Consider the following 19,021-nt stretch of genomic DNA (forward strand, 5'->3'; position numbering starts at 1 on the left):
CCCTCACCGGACCGGCGGCACACTGTGAGCGGGGTCAGCGGGGTCAGCGGGTGCCCGTGAGGTGGGCGAACACCACCACGTTGCCGCGGTAGCCGGTCCGGGCCGAGAAGCCGCCGCCGCAGGTGATCACGCGGAGCTCGGCGCGCGGGGACCGGCCGTACACCGTGTGGTCGGGGAAGGCCTTCGCGTCGTAGACCTCGACGGCGTACACCGTGAACACCGCGGTACGGCCGTCCCGCCGCGCCACCTCGACGGCCGCGCCCCGGCGCAGCGCGCCCAGCTCGTAGAACACGGCGCGGCCGCGGGCGTCGTCCACGTGCCCGGTGACGACGGCCGTCCCGGCGGCCCCGGGCGCGGTGCCGTCCCGGTACCAGCCGGCCAGGTCCCCGTGCTCCGGCGGCGGCACCTCCAGCCGGCCGTCGGGCCGCAGGCCGAGCCCGGTCAGCGGGGCGTCCACCCGGATGGCGGGAATCCGGATCCGCAGCGGCGCCGACGGGGCCAGCGGCGCGAGCTCCCGCCCACCGGTCCGCGCCGCGGCCGACTCCTCGGCGGCGGGCTGCGGCGGCTCCTCCCGCCCGCCGCCGATCCCGGCTCCGATCAGCCAGACCCCGGCCCAGGCGGCCACGAGCACGAGCCCGCCGAGGCGGACGTTGCGATGCACACCGGTCATGGGGTCGACCCCCTCAGTCTGGCGGGGTGGTGGGGCTGCTGCTCGGGGTACGGCCGCCGCCCGGGCGGTCCGCGCGTGCGGGTGGGGCAGGGGCGGCCGCGAGTGGTGGTGGCCGCCTGCACGTCCGCGGCGGCCCGGCGGCCGGCGGTGGGGTGGTGGGTGGGGTGGTGGGGTGCGTGGCCCGTGCCGGCCGGGGCGATCGCCGGACGGGCGGCCGGCTGCCGGTACGGCCGTCGCCCGCCGCCGCGAGCGGGGACCTCGCGGGGCGGGCGACGGGGTGGGCGGTACCGCGGACCGTGGGGTCCGTCAGACCTGTGCGCCGCTCGCCCGGCGCCGCAGGATCCAGGTACCGCCGACGGCGGCCGCGGCCAGCAGGGCCACTCCCGCCGAGATCAGGACGGGGTCGGAGGTCTCCTGCACCCCGCCGCCCACGCCGGACTGCACGTGCCCCTGCGGATCGGGTCCGGTGACCGCGATGTCGCCCGTGGCGAACCGGCCGTTGGCGCAGGTCACGCCGATGCCGTAGGTGCCGGCGGGGGTGCCGGGGGCGATCCGGAAGCTGCCGGCGACGGCCTCCCCGGCACCCGGTGCCAGCCGGAACCGGCCGCCGCCGACGGTGGTGGCGTCCCCGTCGGCCGTGCCGGCCCTGCCGCAGGCGGTCGTGTCCACCGTCACCGTGTCGCCCGGGGCGGCCGAGCGGGGGGTGACCTCCAGGGGGGCGAAGTCGCCGGCGGCGGCGTGGGCGGCGGTGGGGGAGAGCAGGGTGGCCGTCAGCAGCAGGGTTGCGGTGCGGCGGCGCATGCGGTTCCTTCCCTCGGGCTGGTACGGCCGTCCCTTCCGGGGCCGTACCCCGAGCCAACACCCTCCCCCTTCCCCGCGCCCGCCGACCGTCCCCCGCCGACCCCGCCCCGCCCCCCATCCCCCCAGCTCACACCCCCACAACACCCCCCACCCCCCACCACGCCGTCCGGGTGACCCCCACCCACCGACCGGACCGAAACGGGACCCCGCCCGGCGCCTCAACCGCCCGCGGGGCCGGGTGTGCCTCGCCGTATCCGGCGCGGCCGGGCGGACGCCGCGGGGCGGGAAGATCCAGCCCGTCCAGGGGGCACCTCCCAGCCCCCTGGGGCTGGGGGAGTTTGAGGACCGGGATCCGGGGCGGAGCCCCGAAGCCACCGCCGCGTGGGCCGCGGGCACCCCCGCCGGCGCCGACGGTGCGCGGTCCGGGGCGGAGCCCCGGAATCACCGCGGGGGCGCGTACGATGCGCCCGCACAGCCCGCCGCACGAGGGAGGCCCCCGTGACACCCCCGCCCGCCCCACCCGTTCTGGCCGTCCTCACCACCGTCGACACGGAGCAGGCGGCCAGGACCCTCGCCGAGGGAGCCGTCGGCGAGGGTCTGGCCGCCTGCGCCCAGATATCCGGCCCGATCACGTCCGTCTACCACTGGCACGGCAGGCTGACCACCGACCAGGAGTGGCAGGTCCTCTTCAAGACGACCGAATCGGCCTACCCCGCCCTGGAGTCCCGGCTGCTCGCCATCCACCCGTACGACACCCCGGAGATCATCGCCACCCCCGTCGTCCACGGCAGTCCCGCCTACCTGGCCTGGGTGGCCGCGGAGGTCACCGCGTGACCCGGCCCTCCGCGCCCGAACTGCCGTTCTTCGTCTACGGCACCCTCCGCCCGGGCGAGGTCAACCACGACCTGTTCCTCCGCGGCCGCACCACCGCCGAGGTCCCCGCCCGCCTCCCCGGCGCCGCCCTGTACGACGGGCCCGGATACCCGTACGCCGTGGCCCGGGACGGCTCCGAGATCGTCGGCGAACTCGTCACCCCCGCCGCCGGCCGCTACCCGGAACTCCTCGCCGAACTCGACCGGCTGGAGGAGTACCACGGTCCGGACCGCCCGGGAAACGTGTACGACCGCGTCGCCTGCCGGGTCCGCCTCACCGACGGCACCGGCGCCGACGCCTGGGTCTACCTGGCCGCCCCCACCCTGGCCGCCCGCCTCACCGCCTCCGGCACCCCCATCCCCACCGGCGACTGGCTCGACCGCGAGCACCCGGCCCGGTCCGGCCCGGCTACGCCGGACGGACCCGTACCGCGCAGACCTTGAACTCCGGCATCCGGGACACCGGGTCCAGCGCCGGATTGGTCAGGGAGTTGGCACGGCCCTCGCCGGGCCAGTGGAACGGCATGAAGACCGTGTCGGCCCGGATCGCGTCCGTGATCCGGGCCGGGGCCACCGCGCGGCCGCGCCGCGAGACCACCTCCAGCGGGCCGCCCTCGACCGCCCCGATGCGTTCCGCGAGCCGCGGGTGGAGCTCCACGAACGCCCCCGGCGCCGCCGCGTTCAGCTCCTCCACCCGCCGGGTCTGCGCCCCCGACTGGTACTGGGCCACCACCCGGCCCGTCGTCAGCAGCAGCGGGTACTCGGCGTCCGGCACCTCGTCCGCGTCCCGGTGCGCCACCGGCACGAACCGGGCCCGCCCGTCCTCCGTCGCGAACCGGTCGAGGAACAGCCGGGGCGTGCCCGTGCCCCCCTCCGGGCACGGCCAGAACACCCCGTCCTCCTCCGCGATCCGCGCGTAGTCGATGCCCGAGTAGTCCGCCGGACCGCCCGCCGACGCCCGCCGCAGCTCCTCGAACACCTCCTCGGGGTCCTCCGGGAACCCCTTCGCGACGCCCAGCCGCGACGCCAGCCCGTGCAGCACGGAAAGATCGCTGCGCACCCCCGGCGGCGGGGTGAGGGCCTGCCGGCGCAGCAGCACCCGGCCCTCCAGGTTGGTCGTCGTCCCCGTCTCCTCCGCCCACTGCGTCACCGGCAGCACCACGTCCGCCAGCGCCGCCGTCTCCGACAGCACCACGTCCGCCACCGCCAGGAAGTCCAGCGACCGCAGCCGCTCCTCGACGTGCGCGGCCCGCGGGGCCGACACCACCGGGTTCGACCCCATCAGGAGTAGCGCCTTCACCTCGCCGCCCAGCGCGTCCAGCAGCTCGTACGCGCTGCGCCCGGGACCAGGCAGCGAGTCGGGGTCGACGCCCCAGACGCCGGCCACGTGGGCCCGGGCCGCCGGGTCGGTCAGCTTGCGGTAGCCGGGCAGCTGGTCGGCCTTCTGGCCGTGCTCGCGGCCGCCCTGCCCGTTGCCCTGGCCGGTCAGGCAGCCGTACCCGGACAGCGGGCGGCCCGCGCGCCCGGTGGCCAGGCACAGGTTGATCCAGGCGCCCACCGTGTCGGTGCCCTTGGACTGCTGCTCCGGGCCGCGGGCGGTGAGCACCATCGCCGCCTCGGGGGCGCAGAACATCCGCACCGCCTCGCGCAGTTTCGGCACCGGCACGCCGGTGATCCGCTCGACCAGCTCCGGCCAGTGCGCCATGGCGGCGGCCCGGGCCTCGGGCCAGCCGGCGGTGCGGGCGGCGATGAACTCCTCGTCGGTGCGGCCTTCCGCGACCACGAGGTGCAGCAGGCCCAGGGCCAGGGCGAGGTCGGTGCCGGGGCGGGGGGCCAGGTGCAGGTCCGCCTGCTCGGCGGTCTTGGTGCGGCGGGGGTCGACGACGATCAGGGTGCCGCCGTTCTCCTTCAGCTCCGTGAGGTAGCGCAGCGCGGGCGGCATGGTCTCGGCGAGGTTGGAGCCGACGAGGATCACGCAGCCGGTGCGGGGGACGTCCGCCAGCGGGAACGGCAGACCGCGGTCGAGCCCGAACGCGCGCTGGTGGGCGGCGGCCGCCGAGGACATGCAGAACCGGCCGTTGTAGTCGATCTGCGAGGTGCCGAGGGCGACGCGGGCGAACTTGCCGAGCGCGTACGCCTTCTCGTTGGTCAGGCCGCCACCGCCGAACACGCCGACGGCGTCCGGGCCGTGGCTGCGGCGGGTGAGGGTCAGGCCCTCGGCGATCGCGTCGAGGGCCTCCTCCCAGGTGGCCGGTTCGAGCTGCCCGGTGGCGTGGGCGCGGATCAGGGGCTCGGTGAGGCGCACCCGGGAGGAGAGCAGGGCGGGGGCGGTGCGGCCCTTGCCGCACAGGGCGCCCCTGTTGACCGGGAAGTCCGGCCGCTCGGCCACCGTGACGCCGGGGCCGGCTGCGGCCGGGCGGAGGTTCATGCCGCACTGGAGGGCGCAGTACGGGCAGTGGGTGGCGGTGGGGGAGTGCATGCGGCCCATCGTGCGACGGCGGTGTTACGCGGGCCGCCGCCCCGCGTTACGTACCGGGTACGCCCCCCTCAGCCCCGCCCGCCCTGCTTGGTGAGCGCCTCGCCCCGCGCCTCGAACGCCGGCGAAGCCGGATCGCGCCCGCAGCATCCGGAGCCCCGGTTCCGGGGTCAGGCGGGGGCCCGGGAAGGGCCGGCCGTCCAGCCGCCGTCGACGGCGAGTTCGGCGCCCGTGACGTAGGACGCCGCGTCGGAGAGCAGGTAGGCGACGGCCGGGGCGATCTCCTCGGGCAGGGCGACCCGCCCCAGCGGCGCGCTGGGGAAGCGGCCCTCGCCACCCCGCACCCCGGCCGCCGACGTCATGGCGGTCAGCGTCATCCCGGGATGCACCGAGTTCACCCGGATCCGGTCGGCCGCCAGCTCCACGGAACCGATCTTCGACAGCCCCCGCACGCCCCACTTCGAGGCCCCGTACGAGCCCGTCAGCGCCAGCCCGGTCAGCCCGGCCGCCGAGGAGACGTTGACGATCGAGCCGCCGCCGTTCGCCCGCAGCACCGGCACGGCCGCCCGGATGCCGAGGAACACGCCCAGCAGGTTCACATCCAGCACCCGCCGGAACGACTCCGCGCTCTCGTGCTCCAGCAGCCCGCCGGAGATGATCCCGGCGTTGTTGACCAGCCCGTCGAGCCGGCCGAACTCGGCCACCGCACGGTCCACCGCCGCCTGCCAGTCCGCCTCGCTGGTCACGTCGTGCCGCAGGAACCGTGCCGCGTCCCCGAGTTCCGCCGCGGCCGCCTCGCCCTCCTCCGCGAGCACGTCCGTGATCAGCACCCGGCCGCCGCCGGCCACGACGGCCCGCGCCGCCGCGGCGCCCAGCCCGCGCGCCCCACCGGTGATCACGACCGCTTTGCCGGACAGATCCACCACAGTCACGCAGCACCCCTCGAAGCCCGGAACGGGAACGGATCACGCCGACCCTAAGCCGACGCCCCGTCACTCCACCAGACCGCCCGCCGCCCGCCGGCCACGGGCCCCGCTCACCCCGCGTCCGCCGCCGCCAGCGCCTGCTCCACCCCGCGTTCGCGCGGTCCCAGGAAATGCGGGTCCGGCCGGACGGCCGCGTCCAGGGCCGCCTTGCCGGCGGCGAGGATCTCGCGGGCGCCGCCGTAGTACCAGACCGAGTCCAGCGGCTCGCTCACCCCGACCCCGTACGACTCCACCCCCGCGGCCTCGCACAGTGCGACCGCCCGGCGTATGTGGAAGCCCTGGCTGATCAGTACGGCCCGGTCCACGTCGAAGACCTTCTTGGCGCGGACGCACGAGTCCCACGTGTCGAAGCCCGCGTAGTCGCTGACGATCCGGTCCGCGGGCACCCCCTGCTCCGTCAGATAGGTCCGCATCGCGTCCGGCTCGTCGTACTCCGCCCGGCTGTTGTCGCCGGAGACCAGCACCACCTTGACCTTGCCCGCCCGGTACAGGTCCGCCGCCGCGTCCAGCCGGTGCGCCAGGTACGGCGTCGGCCGGCCGCGCCACAGCCCCGCCCCGAACACCACCGCCACGTCCGACGCCGGCGCGTCCGCGGTCGTCCGCAGCCGGTCCCCGGCCACCGCGTGGGTCCACGCCGACGGCAGCAGCGCCAGCACGCACAACGCCATCACCGCCTGAACGGTCCGCCGCCGTCCTCGTACACCCATGGTCGCCTCCCCGCTGTTCCCGCGCGGATCTCCGCACGGCGATCTCCCCTGTGGACGCACCCGGGACCCGGGCGGTTCACCCCGTGACCGCCCGCACCACCCCGAACACGCTCCGTGACAAGAAGAGCACACCCCACTGACAACGCCCCCGGGACCCTCTGACAGCCGGCCCGGCCCCCGCGTGAGCCGCCGGTAAACACCCGTCACGCCCACGCAACGGCCCGGCAACCTCGGCCCGCCAGGATCGGTCCATGACGGAGCCGGACCCCGCACCGCTCTTCCCCTTCGCCAGCACGGCCGACCTCCTCGGCCGCATCACCGCCCAGCTCGGCACCCAGCTCAGCGGCCTGCGCCCGCCGGGGGCCCGCCGGAACGGAGCCCCCGCATGCACCGCACCCGCCCCGCCGCCACGCTCGTCGCCGTCGCCCACGGCAGCCGCGACCCCCGCGCCCTCCGCACCGTGACCGCCCTGCTGGACCGGGTCCGCGAACTCCGCCCCGGCCTCCCCGTCCGGCTCGGCCACATCGAACTCAACGCCCCCCTCCTCGACGACACCCTCGACGCCCTCGCCGCCGGCCCCTCCGCCACCGACCTACCCGGCGGACCCGCCGGAGCCGTCCTCGTACCGCTCCTCCTCGGCCGCGGTCACCACGTCAAGCACGACCTGCCCCACGCCGCCGCCCGCGCGGCCGCCGCCGGCCTGCGCACCCGCATCGCCGCCCCCCTCGGCCCGCACCCGCTCCTCGTCGAAGCCCTCCACGACCGCCTGCACGAAACCGGCTGGACCCCCGGCCGCGGCGCCGCCGTCGTCCTCGCCGCCGCCGGCTCCCGCGACCCGCAGTCCGCCACCGACGCCCGGCACACCGCCCGCCTGCTCTCCGAACGCCTCGGCGGCACCCCCGTGCTCCCCGGCTACGCCTCCGCCGCCACCCCCACCGTCCCCGACGCCGTACGCGCCCTCACCGCCCGCGGCCTCCACCGGATCGCCATCGCCTCGTACTTCACCGCCCCCGGCCGGTTCGCCGCCCAGAGCGCCGCCGCCGGGCCCGGCCCGGCCGCCGCCCCGCTCGGCGACCACCCCGCCCTCGCCCGGCTCGTCCTGCACCGCTACGACCACGCCCCCGCCCACCGGCCCGCCCCCGCCCTCCTGGGGTCCGCCTGACGGTATGCACCCGGATTGTCGGCCCGTCCGGTTAACGTCTCTGCATGGAAGGCAGCACCGCACCCAGCCCGTTCTACGAACCCTCCGACACCGAGCGCTGGGCCGCCGAGCCCGACAAACGCCCGGGACGCACCGCCTTCCAGCGCGACCGCGCCCGCGTGCTGCACTCCGCCGCGCTGCGCCGCCTCGCCGGAAAGACCCAGGTCGTCACCCCCGGCACCCGCTCCTGGGACTGGGACGCCAGCCCCCGCACCCGGCTCACCCACTCCCTGGAATGCGCCCAGGTCGGCCGCGAACTCGGCGCCGCCCTCGGCTGCGACCCCGACCTCGTCGAAGCCGCCTGCCTGTCCCACGACATGGGCCACCCGCCGTTCGGGCACAACGGCGAGGAAGTCCTCAACGAGTTCGCGAAGGACTGCGGCGGGTTCGAGGGCAACGCCCAGTCGCTGCGCCTGCTCACCCGCCTCGAACCCAAGCGGTTCACCACCGACCCCGGCACCGGCGAACTCACCAGCGTCGGCCTCAACCTGACCCGCGCCTGCCTCGACGCCGCCACCAAGTACCCCTGGGCGCGCGGCGGCCACCCCACCGACCCGGACTCCGTGAAGTTCGGCGCGTACGAGGACGACCTGCCGGTCTTCGCCTGGCTGCGCGAAGGCGCCCCCGCCGACCGCAAGTGCTTCGAGGCCCAGGTCATGGACTGGTCCGACGACGTCGCGTACTCCGTCCACGACTTCGAGGACGGCCTGCACGCCGGCCACCTCGACCCCAACCTCCTCTTCGCCGAACCCGAACGCGCCGACATCTGGCGCGTCGCCATCGGCCGCTACGTGCCCGCCGGCACCGCGCCCGAGGAACTCCGCGAAGCCCTCGACCGGCTGATGGCCGAGGACTGGTGGCCGCACGGGTACGACGGATCGGCCGTCGCCCAGGCCCGCCTCAAGGACGCCACCAGCCAGCTCATCGGCCGGTTCTGCCTGGCCGCCGAAGGCGCCACCCGCGAGGCGTACGGCTCCGGCCGGCTCACCCGCTACGGCGCCGAACTCGTCGTCCCCCGCGCCACCCGCAACGAGTGCGCCGTCCTCAAGGCGGTCGCCGACCTGTACGTCATGCAGCGCGACGAACAGGAACGCCTCCGCGCCGACCAGCGCATCGTCCTCGCCGAACTCGCCGAGGCCCTCAGCGCCCGCGCCCCCGAAGGGCTCGACCCCCAGTTCCGGGCCCTGTTCGACGCCGCACCCGACGACAAGGCCCGCAAACGGGCCGTCATCGACCAGATCGCCTCGCTCACCGACGCCTCCGCCCGCACCCTCCACGCACGGCTCACGGCGCGCCGCGGGTGAGCCGATCGGGCCACGTCCCCTTCACGGGGCAGGCTCAGTGCGGGACGCTCGCATACGGTCGCATGTGGCGCAGAGGCAACGAGGAGGCATCAGGTGGTCGACGCACACCGGACGTTCGTCATCGTCGGCGGAGGACTGGCCGGAGCAAAGGCGGCCGAAACGCTCAGGTCCGAAGGGTTCACGGGCCGGGTGATCATGATCTGCGACGAGCGCGACCACCCCTACGAACGGCCGCCGCTGTCCAAGGGGTTCCTCACCGGCAAGGAGGAGCGCGACTCGGTCTTCGTCCACGAACCCGCCTGGTACGCGCGTGCCGACGTCGAACTCCACCTCGGCCAGCCCGCCGTGCACCTGGACCGCGCGGCGAAGACCGTCACCCTCGGCGACGGCACCCTCGTCCCGTACGACCGGCTGCTGCTGGCCACCGGCTCCGAGCCGCGCCGCCTCGACATCCCCGGCACCGACCTCGCCGGCGTGCACCACCTGCGCCGCCTCGCCCACGCCGAACGGCTCCGCCGGGTCCTGACGGCCCTCGGCCGCGACAACGGGCACCTCGTCATCGCCGGCGGCGGCTGGATCGGCCTGGAGGTAGCCGCCGCCGCCCGCGGCTACGGCGCCGAGGTCACCGTCGTCGAACCCGAGCCGACCCCGCTGCACGCGGTCCTCGGCCCCGAGATCGGCCGCCTCTTCACCGACCTGCACGCCGCCCACGGCGTCCGCTTCCACTTCGGGGCCCGCCTCACCGAGATCACCGGCCAGGACGGCATGGTCCTCGCCGCCCGCACCGACGACGGCGAGGAGCACCCCGCGCACGCCGTGCTCGCCGCCATCGGCGCCGCCCCCCGCACCGCCCTCGCCGAGGCCGCCGGCCTGACCCTGGCCGCCCGCGAGCACGGCGGCGGCATCGCCGTCGACGCCTCGCTGCGCACCTCCGACCCCGACGTCTTCGCCGCCGGCGACGTCGCCGCCGCCGAGCACCCGCTCCTCGGCACCCGGCTGCGCGTCGAGCACTGGGCCAACGCCCTCAACGGCGGCCCGGCCGCCGCCCGCGCCATGCTCGGCCAGGACGTCTCGTACGACCGCGTCCCGTACTTCTTCTCCGACCAGTACGACCTCGGCATGGAGTACTCCGGCTACGCCCCGCCCGGCAGCTACGACCAGGTCCTGATCCGCGGCGACGCCGCCAAGCGCGAGTTCATCGCCTTCTGGCTGTCCGACGGCCGGGTGCTCGCCGGCATGAACGTGAACGTGTGGGACGTCACCGCCCCCATCCAGGCCCTGATCAGGAGCGGTGCCACCCCCGATCCCGACCGGCTCGCCGACCCGTCGGTGCCGCTGGACTCCCTCACCGGCTGACCGCCGACGGCTGCGCCGGACCGGGGCCCGTAGACTTCACGCGTGGCAGGCAGGATCAACGACGACGACGTGAAGGCGGTACGGGACGCGGTCCCGATCGACGCCGTGGTGTCCGAGTACCTCCAGCTGCGCAACGCCGGCGGCGGCAACCTCAAGGGCCTCTGCCCCTTCCACGACGAGAAGTCCCCGTCCTTCCAGGTCAGCCCCAGCAAGGGCCTGTACCACTGCTTCGGCTGCCAGGCGGGCGGGGACACCCTCGACTTCATCATGAAGATCGACCACCTCTCCTTCTCGGAGGCGGTCGAGCGGCTGGCCGGCCAGGCCGGCATCACCCTCCGGTACGAGGAGGGCGGCTACACCGCCGGCACCAGCGGCCGCGGCGAGCGGATCCGGCTGGTCGAGGCGCACAAGGCGGCCGCCGTCTTCTACGCGGGCCAGCTGGAGAGCCCCGAGGCGGAGATCGCCCGCGCCTTCCTCGCCTCCCGCGGTTTCGACCAGGCCGCGGCCGCGCACTTCGGCGTCGGCTACAGCCCGGCCGGCTGGGACCACCTGACCCGCTTCCTGCGCGGCAAGGGGTTCAGCGACAAGGAGCTGCTGCTCTCCGGCCTCGCCCAGGACAGCCGCAGCGGCAAGCCGATCGACCGGTTCCGCGGCCGCCTGATGTGGCCCATCCGCGACATCACCGGCGAGGTCGTCGGCTTCGGCGCGCGCAAACTCCGCGACGACGACAACGGCCCGAAGTACCTCAACACGCCGGAGACGGCGATCTACAAGAAGTCGCAGGTCCTCTACGGCATCGACCTCGCCAAGAAGGAGATCGTCCGGACCAGCCGGGCCGTCGTCGTCGAGGGCTACACCGACGTCATGGCCTGCCACCTCGCCGGCGTCACCACCGCCATCGCCACCTGTGGCACCGCGTTCGGCGGCGACCACATCAAGATCCTCCGGCGGCTCCTGATGGACAACGCCACCGCCGAGGTGATCTTCACCTTCGACGGTGACGCGGCCGGCCAGAAGGCCGCCCTGCGGGCCTTCGAGGACGACCAGAAGTTCGCCGCCGAGACGTCCATCGCGATCACGCCCGGCGGCATGGACCCCTGCGAACTGCGGCTCGCCGAGGGCAACCAGGCCGTCGAGGACCTGGTCGAGTCCCGCACCCCGCTCTTCGAGTTCGCCCTGCGCCACATCGTGGCCCGGCACAACCTGGAGAACCCGGCCGGCCGGGCCGCCGCCCTCGACGAGGCCGCGCCCGTGGTCGCCCACATCAAGAACATCGCCATCCAGCACGAGTCCGCCGTCCAGCTCGCCGGGATGCTCGGCGTCCGCGACGAGCAGTTCGTCGTCAAGCGGGTCGCCCAGCTCGCCCGCTGGGCCCGCGACCGCGGCGGCCGGGCCCCCCAGCAGCCCCCGCGCGCCGGCTCCGGGTCCGCGAGCGCCGCCCCCGCTCCGGCCGCGGCCCCGCCCGGCCCCGCGCTCAACCTGCGCAGCCCCGCCCACCGCACCGAGCGCGAGCTGCTCAAACTCGCCCTCCAGCGCCCCGACCTGGTCTCGCCGGCCTTCGACGCGTACGGGGTCGACGAGTTCACCGCCCCGCCGTACGCGACGGTCCGGCAGGCCATCCAGGACGCCGGCGGCGTCGCCCGGGGCGGCGACGACTACCTGGCCCGCGTCCGCGAGGCCGCGCCGAACGACACGGTCCGCGCCATGGTCACCGAGCTGGCCGTCGAGGCCATCCACGCCAAGACCGTGGACGAGGTGTACGCGGGCGTCCAGCTCGTCCAGGTCCGGCTGCGCGCGGTGGACCGCCGGGTCCACGACATCCAGGGCTCCCTGGCCCGCCTCGGCCAGGGCGGCCCCGCCGACCGGCTGGCCGCCGTCCAGAACGAACTCTGGGTCCTCCAGCAGTACGGCCAGTCCCTCCGCAACCGCGGCGCGGCGGCCCTCTAGGCCCTGAACACCGGCGCCAGGGCGGCGAGCAGGCGGCCGCCCAGCTCCTCGCGGCCGGCGAGCGCCGGGTACTCCCGCTCGGTGTGCCGCCACTCCCAGCGGATCTCCTCGACCAGCCGCTCGAAGTGGCCGAGCCGGACCTCGTCGGGACCCCACTCGCCCGACTCCCGGCACAGCGCGGTCACGAGCTCGCGCGGCGCGGGGTGCCGCTCGGCGAGCAGCACCGCGTCGTACAGGTCCTTGCCCTGCGGGTGGCGGTCGGTGAGCAGCCACATCAGCTTCCACGCGAGGGACAGTTCCGGGGTGGCCGCCTGGAGCACGGCCCCGTCGCCGCCCGCGAGCCCCGGCACGTGCACCGGCCCGGGCGGCTGCGGCAGCCGCTCGTTGAACACGAAGTCCAGCTGTACGTGCCCGCCCGGCAGCCCGTCGGCCTCCCAGGGCAGCACCATCCGGCGCCCCGGCACCCGGTCGTACGTCCAGATCTCGTCCGTCACGGCGTCCTGCGCGCGGATCCGGAGCCCGGCTGCCCCGGCCCGCTCCTGCGCGCCCCGGGCGATGCCGTCCAGCATCCGCCCGGTGCGGCCGTCCTCCAGTCGCCAGGTGTGCGGGACGACCACGAAGTCCAGGTCGCCCGGCTCGCGCGCGGCCTCGCCGAACCAGCCGGCGAGCAGCACGCTGCCGCGCAGCACCAGCGAGTCCACCCACGGCGAGTCGGCCACCGCCGCCAGCACCGTGTCCAGCCCCGCACGCCGGGCCCGCCGCCAGGCGTCGGTCCGCGCCGGGTCCTCGAAGACCGGGTCGCCCGCCCGGTAGCCGTTGGAGAAGTGCTTCAGCGCGGGGTCGAACAGCGGCACCTGCACGAGGTCCTCCCCGGCGACGGGCCGCAGGGTGTGCGGCAGGTCCCGCTCCTCCCGGGTCTCATCGGACAGCGGGGCCCGCGGCACCTCCGTGCTCCACGTGCTGAACCGCTCCCAGGTCCCGGCCCCGTCTGCTGCCGTGCTCATACCGCCGCCCCCTCCTCGATCCACCCGTCGTCCACCGACAGGTCACTGTCGTACAGCACGTACTCGCGTTCCTCCGAGCGGATTTCGTACCCGGCCGCCCGCAGTTCCGCGGCCAGCGCGTCGCACGCCGCCCCGGCCGGCACGGCACCGGACCGGCCGGGGCAGCGCTGGGTGACGAACCGTTCGTGCCGGCCGCCCGCCAGTACCCGGCGGGCGTTCCACGAGACGTGGGCGCCGTGCCGGACGGCGAGCGACTCCAGGGCGGGGCGGTCGTGGCCGGGTTCCAGGAGCAGCTTCAGGTGGTGCTCGAAGTAGCCGCCGCCGGTGCCGGCCGGCACCGTCGTCCACGGCACCGTCTCCACCTTGACCCGCACCGGGTCGAAGCCGTCCGCCCGCAGCGCGGCCACCAGCGCCCGGTGTCCGTCCCGGTCCCGCAGGGTCAGCATCGGCTGCGAGGTCATCCGGCCCCGCGCCAGGACGATGTGGGTCACCTTCAGGCCGCGCGCGGCGGCCCACCGTTCCAGCCGGCCCAGCTCCGCACCCGCGCACCGGACGGTGACGTGCGTTTCGTACTCGTACACCGCGCGATCTTCTCAGACGTGTGTGCGAGCGGCATCGGAGTTCCTCCGGCGGGTAACCATCCGGTCACGCACCGGACTCAGAAAGTGCCCGCACGCCCCTCGTGGCGGCGATGTGTCGTACCCCACACTGAGGAACGGTGCCTGAGTCCTCGGAGCCCTGGAGGTCGCCCCCGTGCAGACCCAGACCCTGACCGAAGCTGCGTCCCCGGCGGACCCGGCGCACCCGGCCGAGCACCCCGTGGCCGCGGAAGCGCCCGAACCCGACGCACCGGACGAGGACGGCCCCGGGCCGGACCTGCCCGACGGAGACGCCGCCGCGGCCGAACTCGACGAGGCCGCCCCCGAGCCCAAACGGAACGACACCGGCGGTCCCACCTCGGACCTGTTCCGCCAGTACCTGCGCGAGATAGGCAGGATTCCGCTGCTCACCGCGGCGGAGGAAGTGGAACTCGCCCGCCGGGTCGAGGCCGGACTGTTCGCCGAGGAGAAGCTGGGCACCGCCACCGACCTCGACTCCCAGCTCGCCGTCGACCTCGACCGGCTCGTCGTCATGGGCCGGATGGCCAAGCGCCGCCTCATCGAGGCCAACCTGCGCCTGGTCGTCTCCGTCGCCAAGCGGTACATCGGCCGCGGCCTCACCATGCTCGACCTCGTGCAGGAGGGCAACCTCGGCCTGATCCGCGCCGTCGAGAAGTTCGACTACGCCCGCGGCTACAAGTTCTCGACGTACGCCACCTGGTGGATCCGCCAGGCCATGTCCCGGGCCCTCGCCGACCAGGCCCGCACCATCCGCGTCCCGGTGCACGTCGTCGAGCTCATCAACCGGGTCGTGCGGGTGCAGCGCCGGATGCTCCAGGAACGCGGCTACGAGCCCACCGCCGAAGAGGTCGCCGGGCACCTCGAACTGACTCCGGAACGGGTCGGCGAAGTGCTCCGCCTCGCCCAGGAGCCGGTCTCCCTGCACGCCCCCGTCGGCGAAGAGGACGACGTCGCCCTCGGCGACCTCATCGAGGACGGCGACGCCGCCTCCCCGGTCGAGTCCGCCGCGTTCTTCCTGCTCCGCGAGCACCTCGAAGCCGTCCTCTCCACCCTCGGCGAACGGGAACGCAAGGTCGTCCAGCTCCGCTACGGACTCGTCGACGGCCGCCCCCGCACGCTGGAGGAGATCGGCCGGATCTTCGGCGTCACCCGCGAACGGATCCGCCAGATCGAGTCCAAGACCCTCAACAAGCTCCGCGACCACGCCTTCGCCGACCAGCTCCGTGGCTACCTCGACTGACGCCCGGCCCCGACGGCCCCGGACAAGCGGAAGGGGAGGGCCGCAGCCCTCCCCCCGCTCCCGGACCCGACGGGCCCGCCTCAGTCCACCTCGGCCACCGCCTGCGCGAACTGCGCCGCGTACAGCCGCGCGTACGCGCCCCCGGCCGCGAGCAGCTCCTCGTGCGAGCCCTGCTCCACGATCGAGCCGTTCTCCATCACCAGGATCACGTCCGCGTCCCGGATCGTCGACAGCCGGTGCGCGATCACGAACGAGGTCCGGCCGTGCGCCAGCCGTGCCATCGCCTTCTGGATGAGCACCTCGGTACGGGTGTCCACGGAACTGGTCGCCTCGTCGAGGACCAGGATCACCGGGTCCGACAGGAACGCCCGGGCGATCGTGATCAGCTGCTTCTCGCCCGCGCTGACCCCGGCGCCCTCGTCGTCGAGGACCGTGTCGTAGCCGTCCGGCAGCGTCCGGACGAACCGGTCCGCGTGCGCCGCGCGGGCCGCCTCCTCGATCTCCTCCCGGGACACCTCGCGGGTCGCGCCGTACGCGATGTTCTCCGCGATGGTCCCGCCGAACAGCCAGGTGTCCTGGAGCACCATGCCGATCCCGGCCCGCAGCTCCTCGCGGGTCATCTTCGAGATGTCCACCCCGTCCAGGGCGATCGTGCCGCCCGTGACCTCGTAGAACCGCATCAGCAGGTTGACCAGCGTGGTCTTGCCGGCGCCGGTCGGGCCGACGATGGCCACGGTGTGCCCGGGCTCCACCGTCAGCGACAGGTCCTCGATCAGCGGCTTGTCCGCCTCGTAGCGGAACGCCACCCGGTCCAGCGTCACCTGCCCCTTGAGCGCGGCCGGCCGCTCCGGCAGCTCCGCGTCCGGCTCCTGCTCCGGCGCGTCCAGCAGCTCGTACACCCGCTCGGCCGAAGCCACACCGGACTGCACCAGGTTCGCCATCGACGCCACCTGCGTCAGCGGCATCGAGAACTGCCGGGTGTACTGGATGAACGCCTGCACGTCACCGATCGACAGGGTGCCCGAGGCCACCCGCAGCCCGCCGACGACCGCCACCAGCACGTAGTTGATGTTCGAGACGAAGAACATCACCGGCTGCATCAGACCGCTGACGAACTGCGCCTTGAACGAGGCCCGGAACAGCGCCTCGTTGGACTCCGCGAACACCTCCGCCGACTCCCGCTGGCGGCCGAAGACCTTCACCAGCGTGTGGCCCGAGTACATCTCCTCGATGTGCGCGTTCAGCGCACCCGTGGTCTTCCACTGCGCCACGAACTGCGGCTGGGACTTCTTGCCGATCCGCGCCGCGATCACGATCGACACCGGCACCGTCACCAGCGCGACCAGCGCCAGCAGCGGCGAGATCCAGAACATCATCGCCAGCACGCCGACGATCGTCAGCAGCGAGTTCAGCAGCTGGCCCATCGTCTGCTGAAGCGTCTGCCCGATGTTGTCGATGTCGTTGGTCGCCCGGCTCAGCACCTCACCGCGCTTCTGCCGGTCGAAGTACGACAGCGGCAGCCGCGACAGCTTCGCCTGCAGCTCCTCGCGCATCCGGAACAGCATGCCGTTCATCACGTGGTTCGACAGCCGCGTCGCCACCAGCATGAACACGCCGGCCAGCGCGAACACCAGCAGCGCCCACAGGGCCACTGCACCCACCGCACCGAAGTCGATGCCCTCGCCAGGGGTGAAGTCGGTGCCGGACAGCATGTCCGCCATGCCGCCCTCGCCGCGGGCCCGCAGTCCCTCCAGGGCCTGCTCCTTGGTGGTGCCCGCCGGCATCTCCCGGCCCACGAGCCCCGCGAACACCAGGTCGGTCGCCCGGCCCAGGATCTTCGGCCCGATCACCGTCAACGCGACGCTGGCGACCACGGCCGCGACCATGCCCGCCAGCTTGACCCGGTCCTTCGCCAGCTGCTTCAGCAGCCGCTTGCCCGAGCCCTTGAAGTCCAGGGACCGCTGGGCGGGTCCCATCATCATCCGTCCACCGGGCCCGCTCATGCGGCCTCCGCCTCCGTCAGCTGGGAGAGCACGATCTCCCGGTAGGTCTCGTTGCCGGCCATCAGCTCGTGGTGCCGGCCGACCCCCACCACCTGGCCCTCGTCGAGGACCACGATCCGGTCGGCGTCGCGGATCGTGGACACCCGCTGCGCCACGATCACCACCGTCGCGTCCACGGTCTCCCGGGCCAGCGCCGCGCGCAGCGCCGCGTCCGTCGCGTAGTCGAGCGCCGAGAACGAGTCGTCGAACAGGTAGATCTCCGGCCGCTGGACCAGGGTCCGGGCGATGGCCAGGCGCTGGCGCTGGCCGCCCGACACGTTGGTGCCGCCCTGGGTGACCGGCGCGTCCAGGCCGCCCTCCAACGCGGTGACGAACTCCTTGGCCTGCGCGACCTCCAGGGCCCGCCACAGCTCGTCGTCGGTGGCGTCCGGCCGCCCGTAGCGCAGGTTGCTCGCGACCGTCCCCGAGAACAGGTACGGCTTCTGCGGCACCAGCCCGACCGTCCGCGCCAGCAGCTCCGGATCGATCCGCCGGACGTCCTCGCCGTCGACGAGCACCTCACCGCCCGTCGCGTCGAACAGCCGCGGCACCAGCCCCAGCAGGGTGGACTTGCCGCTGCCCGTCGAGCCGATCACCGCGGTGGTCTCGCCCGGCCGGGCCAGCAGGTCCACGCCGATCAGCACCGGGGCCTCGGCACCCGGATAGCGGAAGTCCGCACTGCGCAGCTCCAGCGATCCACGCACGCCCAGCTCCCGGACCGGGTCGGTGGGCGGCACCACGCTCGTTTCGGTGTCCAGGACCTCCTGGATGCGCTCGGCGCACACCTCGGCGCGCGGCACCATCATGAACATGAACGTGGCCATCATCACGGACATCACGATCTGCATCAGGTAGGCGAGGAAGGCGGTCAGCGCCCCGATCTCCATGCCGCCGCTGTCGATCCGCATCGCCCCGAACCAGACCACGGCCACGCTCGACACGTTCACCACGACGATGACCGCCGGGAACATGAAGGCCATCAGCCGCCCGGCGGACAGCGACACGTCGGTCAGCCCGGCGTTCGCCTGCCGGAAGCGGTCCTGCTCGTACGCGTCGCGGACGAAGGCGCGGATCACCCGGTTGCCGGAGATCTGCTCGCGCAGCACCCGGTTCACGGTGTCCAGCCGGGTCTGCATCTGCCGGAACAGCGGCCGGGTGCGGTACACGATGCTGCCGACGGCGATGCCCAGCACCGGCACCACGGCCAGCAGCACGCCGGACAGCTGCACGTCCAGGGACAGCGCCATCGCGATGCCGCCGATGCACATGATCGGAGCCGACACCATCAGGGTGAACGCCATCAGCACCAGCATCTGGACCTGCTGGACGTCGTTCGTGGTCCGGGTGATCAGCGACGGTGCGCCGAAGTGGCCCACCTCGCGGGCCGAGAAGCTCTGCACCCGGTCGAACACGGCGGCCCGCACGTCCCGGCCCAGCGAGGCCGCGGTGCGGGCGCCGAAGTAGACGGCTCCGGTGTTGCACACCAGCTGCACCAGGCTGACGGCCAGCATCAGCGAGCCGAAGCCCAGGATGTAGCCCGTATCGCCCTTGATGACGCCGTTGTCGATGATGTCGGCGTTCAGGGTGGGCAGGTAGAGGGTCGCACTGGTCTGCAGCAGCTGGAGCAGGACCAGCAGTGCGATCGGTTTCCGGTACGGGCCCAGGTGGGTCCGGAGAAGTCTGATGAGCACGCGTAGGCTCCGGGTCGGCAAGATCGGGGGGGTTCACCCCATCTTCAACCAACCCGGACGCCCAGCCCCACCCTTTTTCGCAAAGCCGGGCCAAAGCCTTCCGC

16 protein-coding genes are annotated in these 19,021 nt (G+C 74.2%); 7 read left to right on the forward strand and 9 right to left on the reverse strand.

Annotated elements, in window-relative coordinates; translation table 11 throughout:
- Positions 1-43: 43 nt before the first annotated feature.
- Complete coding sequence (locus LG634_RS08300; protein ID WP_226733005.1) at positions 44-670, reverse strand: class F sortase; 627 nt, start codon at positions 668-670, stop codon at positions 44-46.
- A gap of 306 nt (positions 671-976) precedes the next feature.
- Positions 977-1,471 carry a GVDTG sorting domain-containing protein gene (locus LG634_RS08305; RefSeq protein WP_226733006.1) on the reverse strand — a complete coding sequence of 165 codons (495 nt, stop codon included), beginning with the start codon at positions 1,469-1,471 and terminating at the stop codon, positions 977-979.
- Positions 1,472-1,969: 498 nt separating this feature from the next.
- Here LG634_RS08305 and cutA point away from each other — a divergent pair, with 498 nt between their 5' ends.
- Positions 1,970-2,305, forward strand: a complete 336-nt coding sequence (gene cutA / locus LG634_RS08315; RefSeq protein ID WP_226733007.1) for a divalent-cation tolerance protein CutA — start codon at positions 1,970-1,972, stop codon at positions 2,303-2,305.
- Complete coding sequence (locus tag LG634_RS08320) at positions 2,302-2,787, forward strand: gamma-glutamylcyclotransferase family protein (RefSeq protein WP_226733088.1); 486 nt, start codon at positions 2,302-2,304, stop codon at positions 2,785-2,787. Before cutA ends, LG634_RS08320 begins: the two co-directional genes overlap by 4 nt.
- Here LG634_RS08320 and LG634_RS08325 read toward each other — a convergent pair.
- The 3 genes from LG634_RS08325 to LG634_RS08335 form a co-directional block, all read right to left on the reverse strand.
- Positions 2,753-4,822 (reverse strand): molybdopterin oxidoreductase family protein, encoded by a 2,070-nt coding sequence (locus tag LG634_RS08325; RefSeq protein WP_226733008.1) that lies wholly within the window; start codon positions 4,820-4,822, stop codon positions 2,753-2,755. The genes LG634_RS08320 and LG634_RS08325 overlap by 35 nt on opposite strands.
- A gap of 167 nt (positions 4,823-4,989) precedes the next feature.
- Positions 4,990-5,745: a glucose 1-dehydrogenase gene (locus tag LG634_RS08330; protein WP_226733089.1), complete on the reverse strand. Its 756-nt coding sequence runs from the start codon at positions 5,743-5,745 to the stop codon at positions 4,990-4,992.
- A gap of 110 nt (positions 5,746-5,855) precedes the next feature.
- Positions 5,856-6,512, reverse strand: coding sequence for a SanA/YdcF family protein (locus LG634_RS08335; protein ID WP_226733009.1), 657 nt, complete (start codon positions 6,510-6,512; stop codon positions 5,856-5,858).
- A 385-nt stretch (positions 6,513-6,897) separates the two neighbouring features.
- Between LG634_RS08335 and LG634_RS08340 the strand changes: the two genes are divergently transcribed.
- The 4 genes from LG634_RS08340 (at position 6,898) to dnaG (ending at position 12,320) form a co-directional block, all read left to right on the forward strand.
- The gene (locus tag LG634_RS08340; RefSeq protein WP_226733010.1) at positions 6,898-7,674 is read left to right on the forward strand and encodes a sirohydrochlorin chelatase; all 777 of its coding nucleotides are present in this window, start codon (positions 6,898-6,900) and stop codon (positions 7,672-7,674) included.
- A gap of 44 nt (positions 7,675-7,718) precedes the next feature.
- A complete protein-coding gene (locus LG634_RS08345; RefSeq protein WP_226733011.1) occupies positions 7,719-9,017 on the forward strand; it encodes a deoxyguanosinetriphosphate triphosphohydrolase in 1,299 nt (432 codons plus the stop codon).
- A gap of 93 nt (positions 9,018-9,110) precedes the next feature.
- Positions 9,111-10,373, forward strand: a complete 1,263-nt coding sequence (locus tag LG634_RS08350; protein ID WP_226733012.1) for an NAD(P)/FAD-dependent oxidoreductase — start codon at positions 9,111-9,113, stop codon at positions 10,371-10,373.
- Between the two features lie 42 nt (positions 10,374-10,415).
- Positions 10,416-12,320, forward strand: a complete 1,905-nt coding sequence (dnaG, locus tag LG634_RS08355; RefSeq protein ID WP_226733013.1) for a DNA primase — start codon at positions 10,416-10,418, stop codon at positions 12,318-12,320.
- Here the strand turns inward: dnaG and LG634_RS08360 are convergent.
- Both LG634_RS08360 and LG634_RS08365 read right to left on the reverse strand, forming a co-directional pair.
- The gene (locus tag LG634_RS08360) at positions 12,317-13,324 is read right to left on the reverse strand and encodes a nucleotidyl transferase AbiEii/AbiGii toxin family protein (protein ID WP_226733014.1); all 1,008 of its coding nucleotides are present in this window, start codon (positions 13,322-13,324) and stop codon (positions 12,317-12,319) included. The genes dnaG and LG634_RS08360 overlap by 4 nt on opposite strands.
- A complete protein-coding gene (locus LG634_RS08365) occupies positions 13,321-13,905 on the reverse strand; it encodes a hypothetical protein (protein ID WP_226733015.1) in 585 nt (194 codons plus the stop codon). The genes LG634_RS08360 and LG634_RS08365 overlap by 4 nt, the downstream gene beginning before the upstream one ends.
- Before the next feature lie 172 nt (positions 13,906-14,077).
- Between LG634_RS08365 and LG634_RS08370 the strand changes: the two genes are divergently transcribed.
- Complete coding sequence (locus LG634_RS08370; protein WP_226733016.1) at positions 14,078-15,184, forward strand: RNA polymerase sigma factor; 1,107 nt, start codon at positions 14,078-14,080, stop codon at positions 15,182-15,184.
- A gap of 80 nt (positions 15,185-15,264) precedes the next feature.
- Here the strand turns inward: LG634_RS08370 and LG634_RS08375 are convergent, their stop codons facing one another.
- Together LG634_RS08375 and LG634_RS08380 are read right to left on the reverse strand one after the other, a co-directional pair.
- A complete protein-coding gene (locus LG634_RS08375; protein WP_226733017.1) occupies positions 15,265-17,187 on the reverse strand; it encodes an ABC transporter ATP-binding protein in 1,923 nt (640 codons plus the stop codon).
- Complete coding sequence (locus LG634_RS08380) at positions 17,184-18,917, reverse strand: ABC transporter ATP-binding protein (RefSeq protein WP_226733018.1); 1,734 nt, start codon at positions 18,915-18,917, stop codon at positions 17,184-17,186. Before LG634_RS08380 ends, LG634_RS08375 begins: the two co-directional genes overlap by 4 nt.
- Positions 18,918-19,021 lie beyond the last annotated feature (104 nt).

Origin of the sequence: Streptomyces bambusae, assembly GCF_020532645.1 — a bacterium.
Taxonomy (GTDB): Bacteria; Actinomycetota; Actinomycetes; order Streptomycetales; family Streptomycetaceae; genus Streptomyces; species Streptomyces bambusae.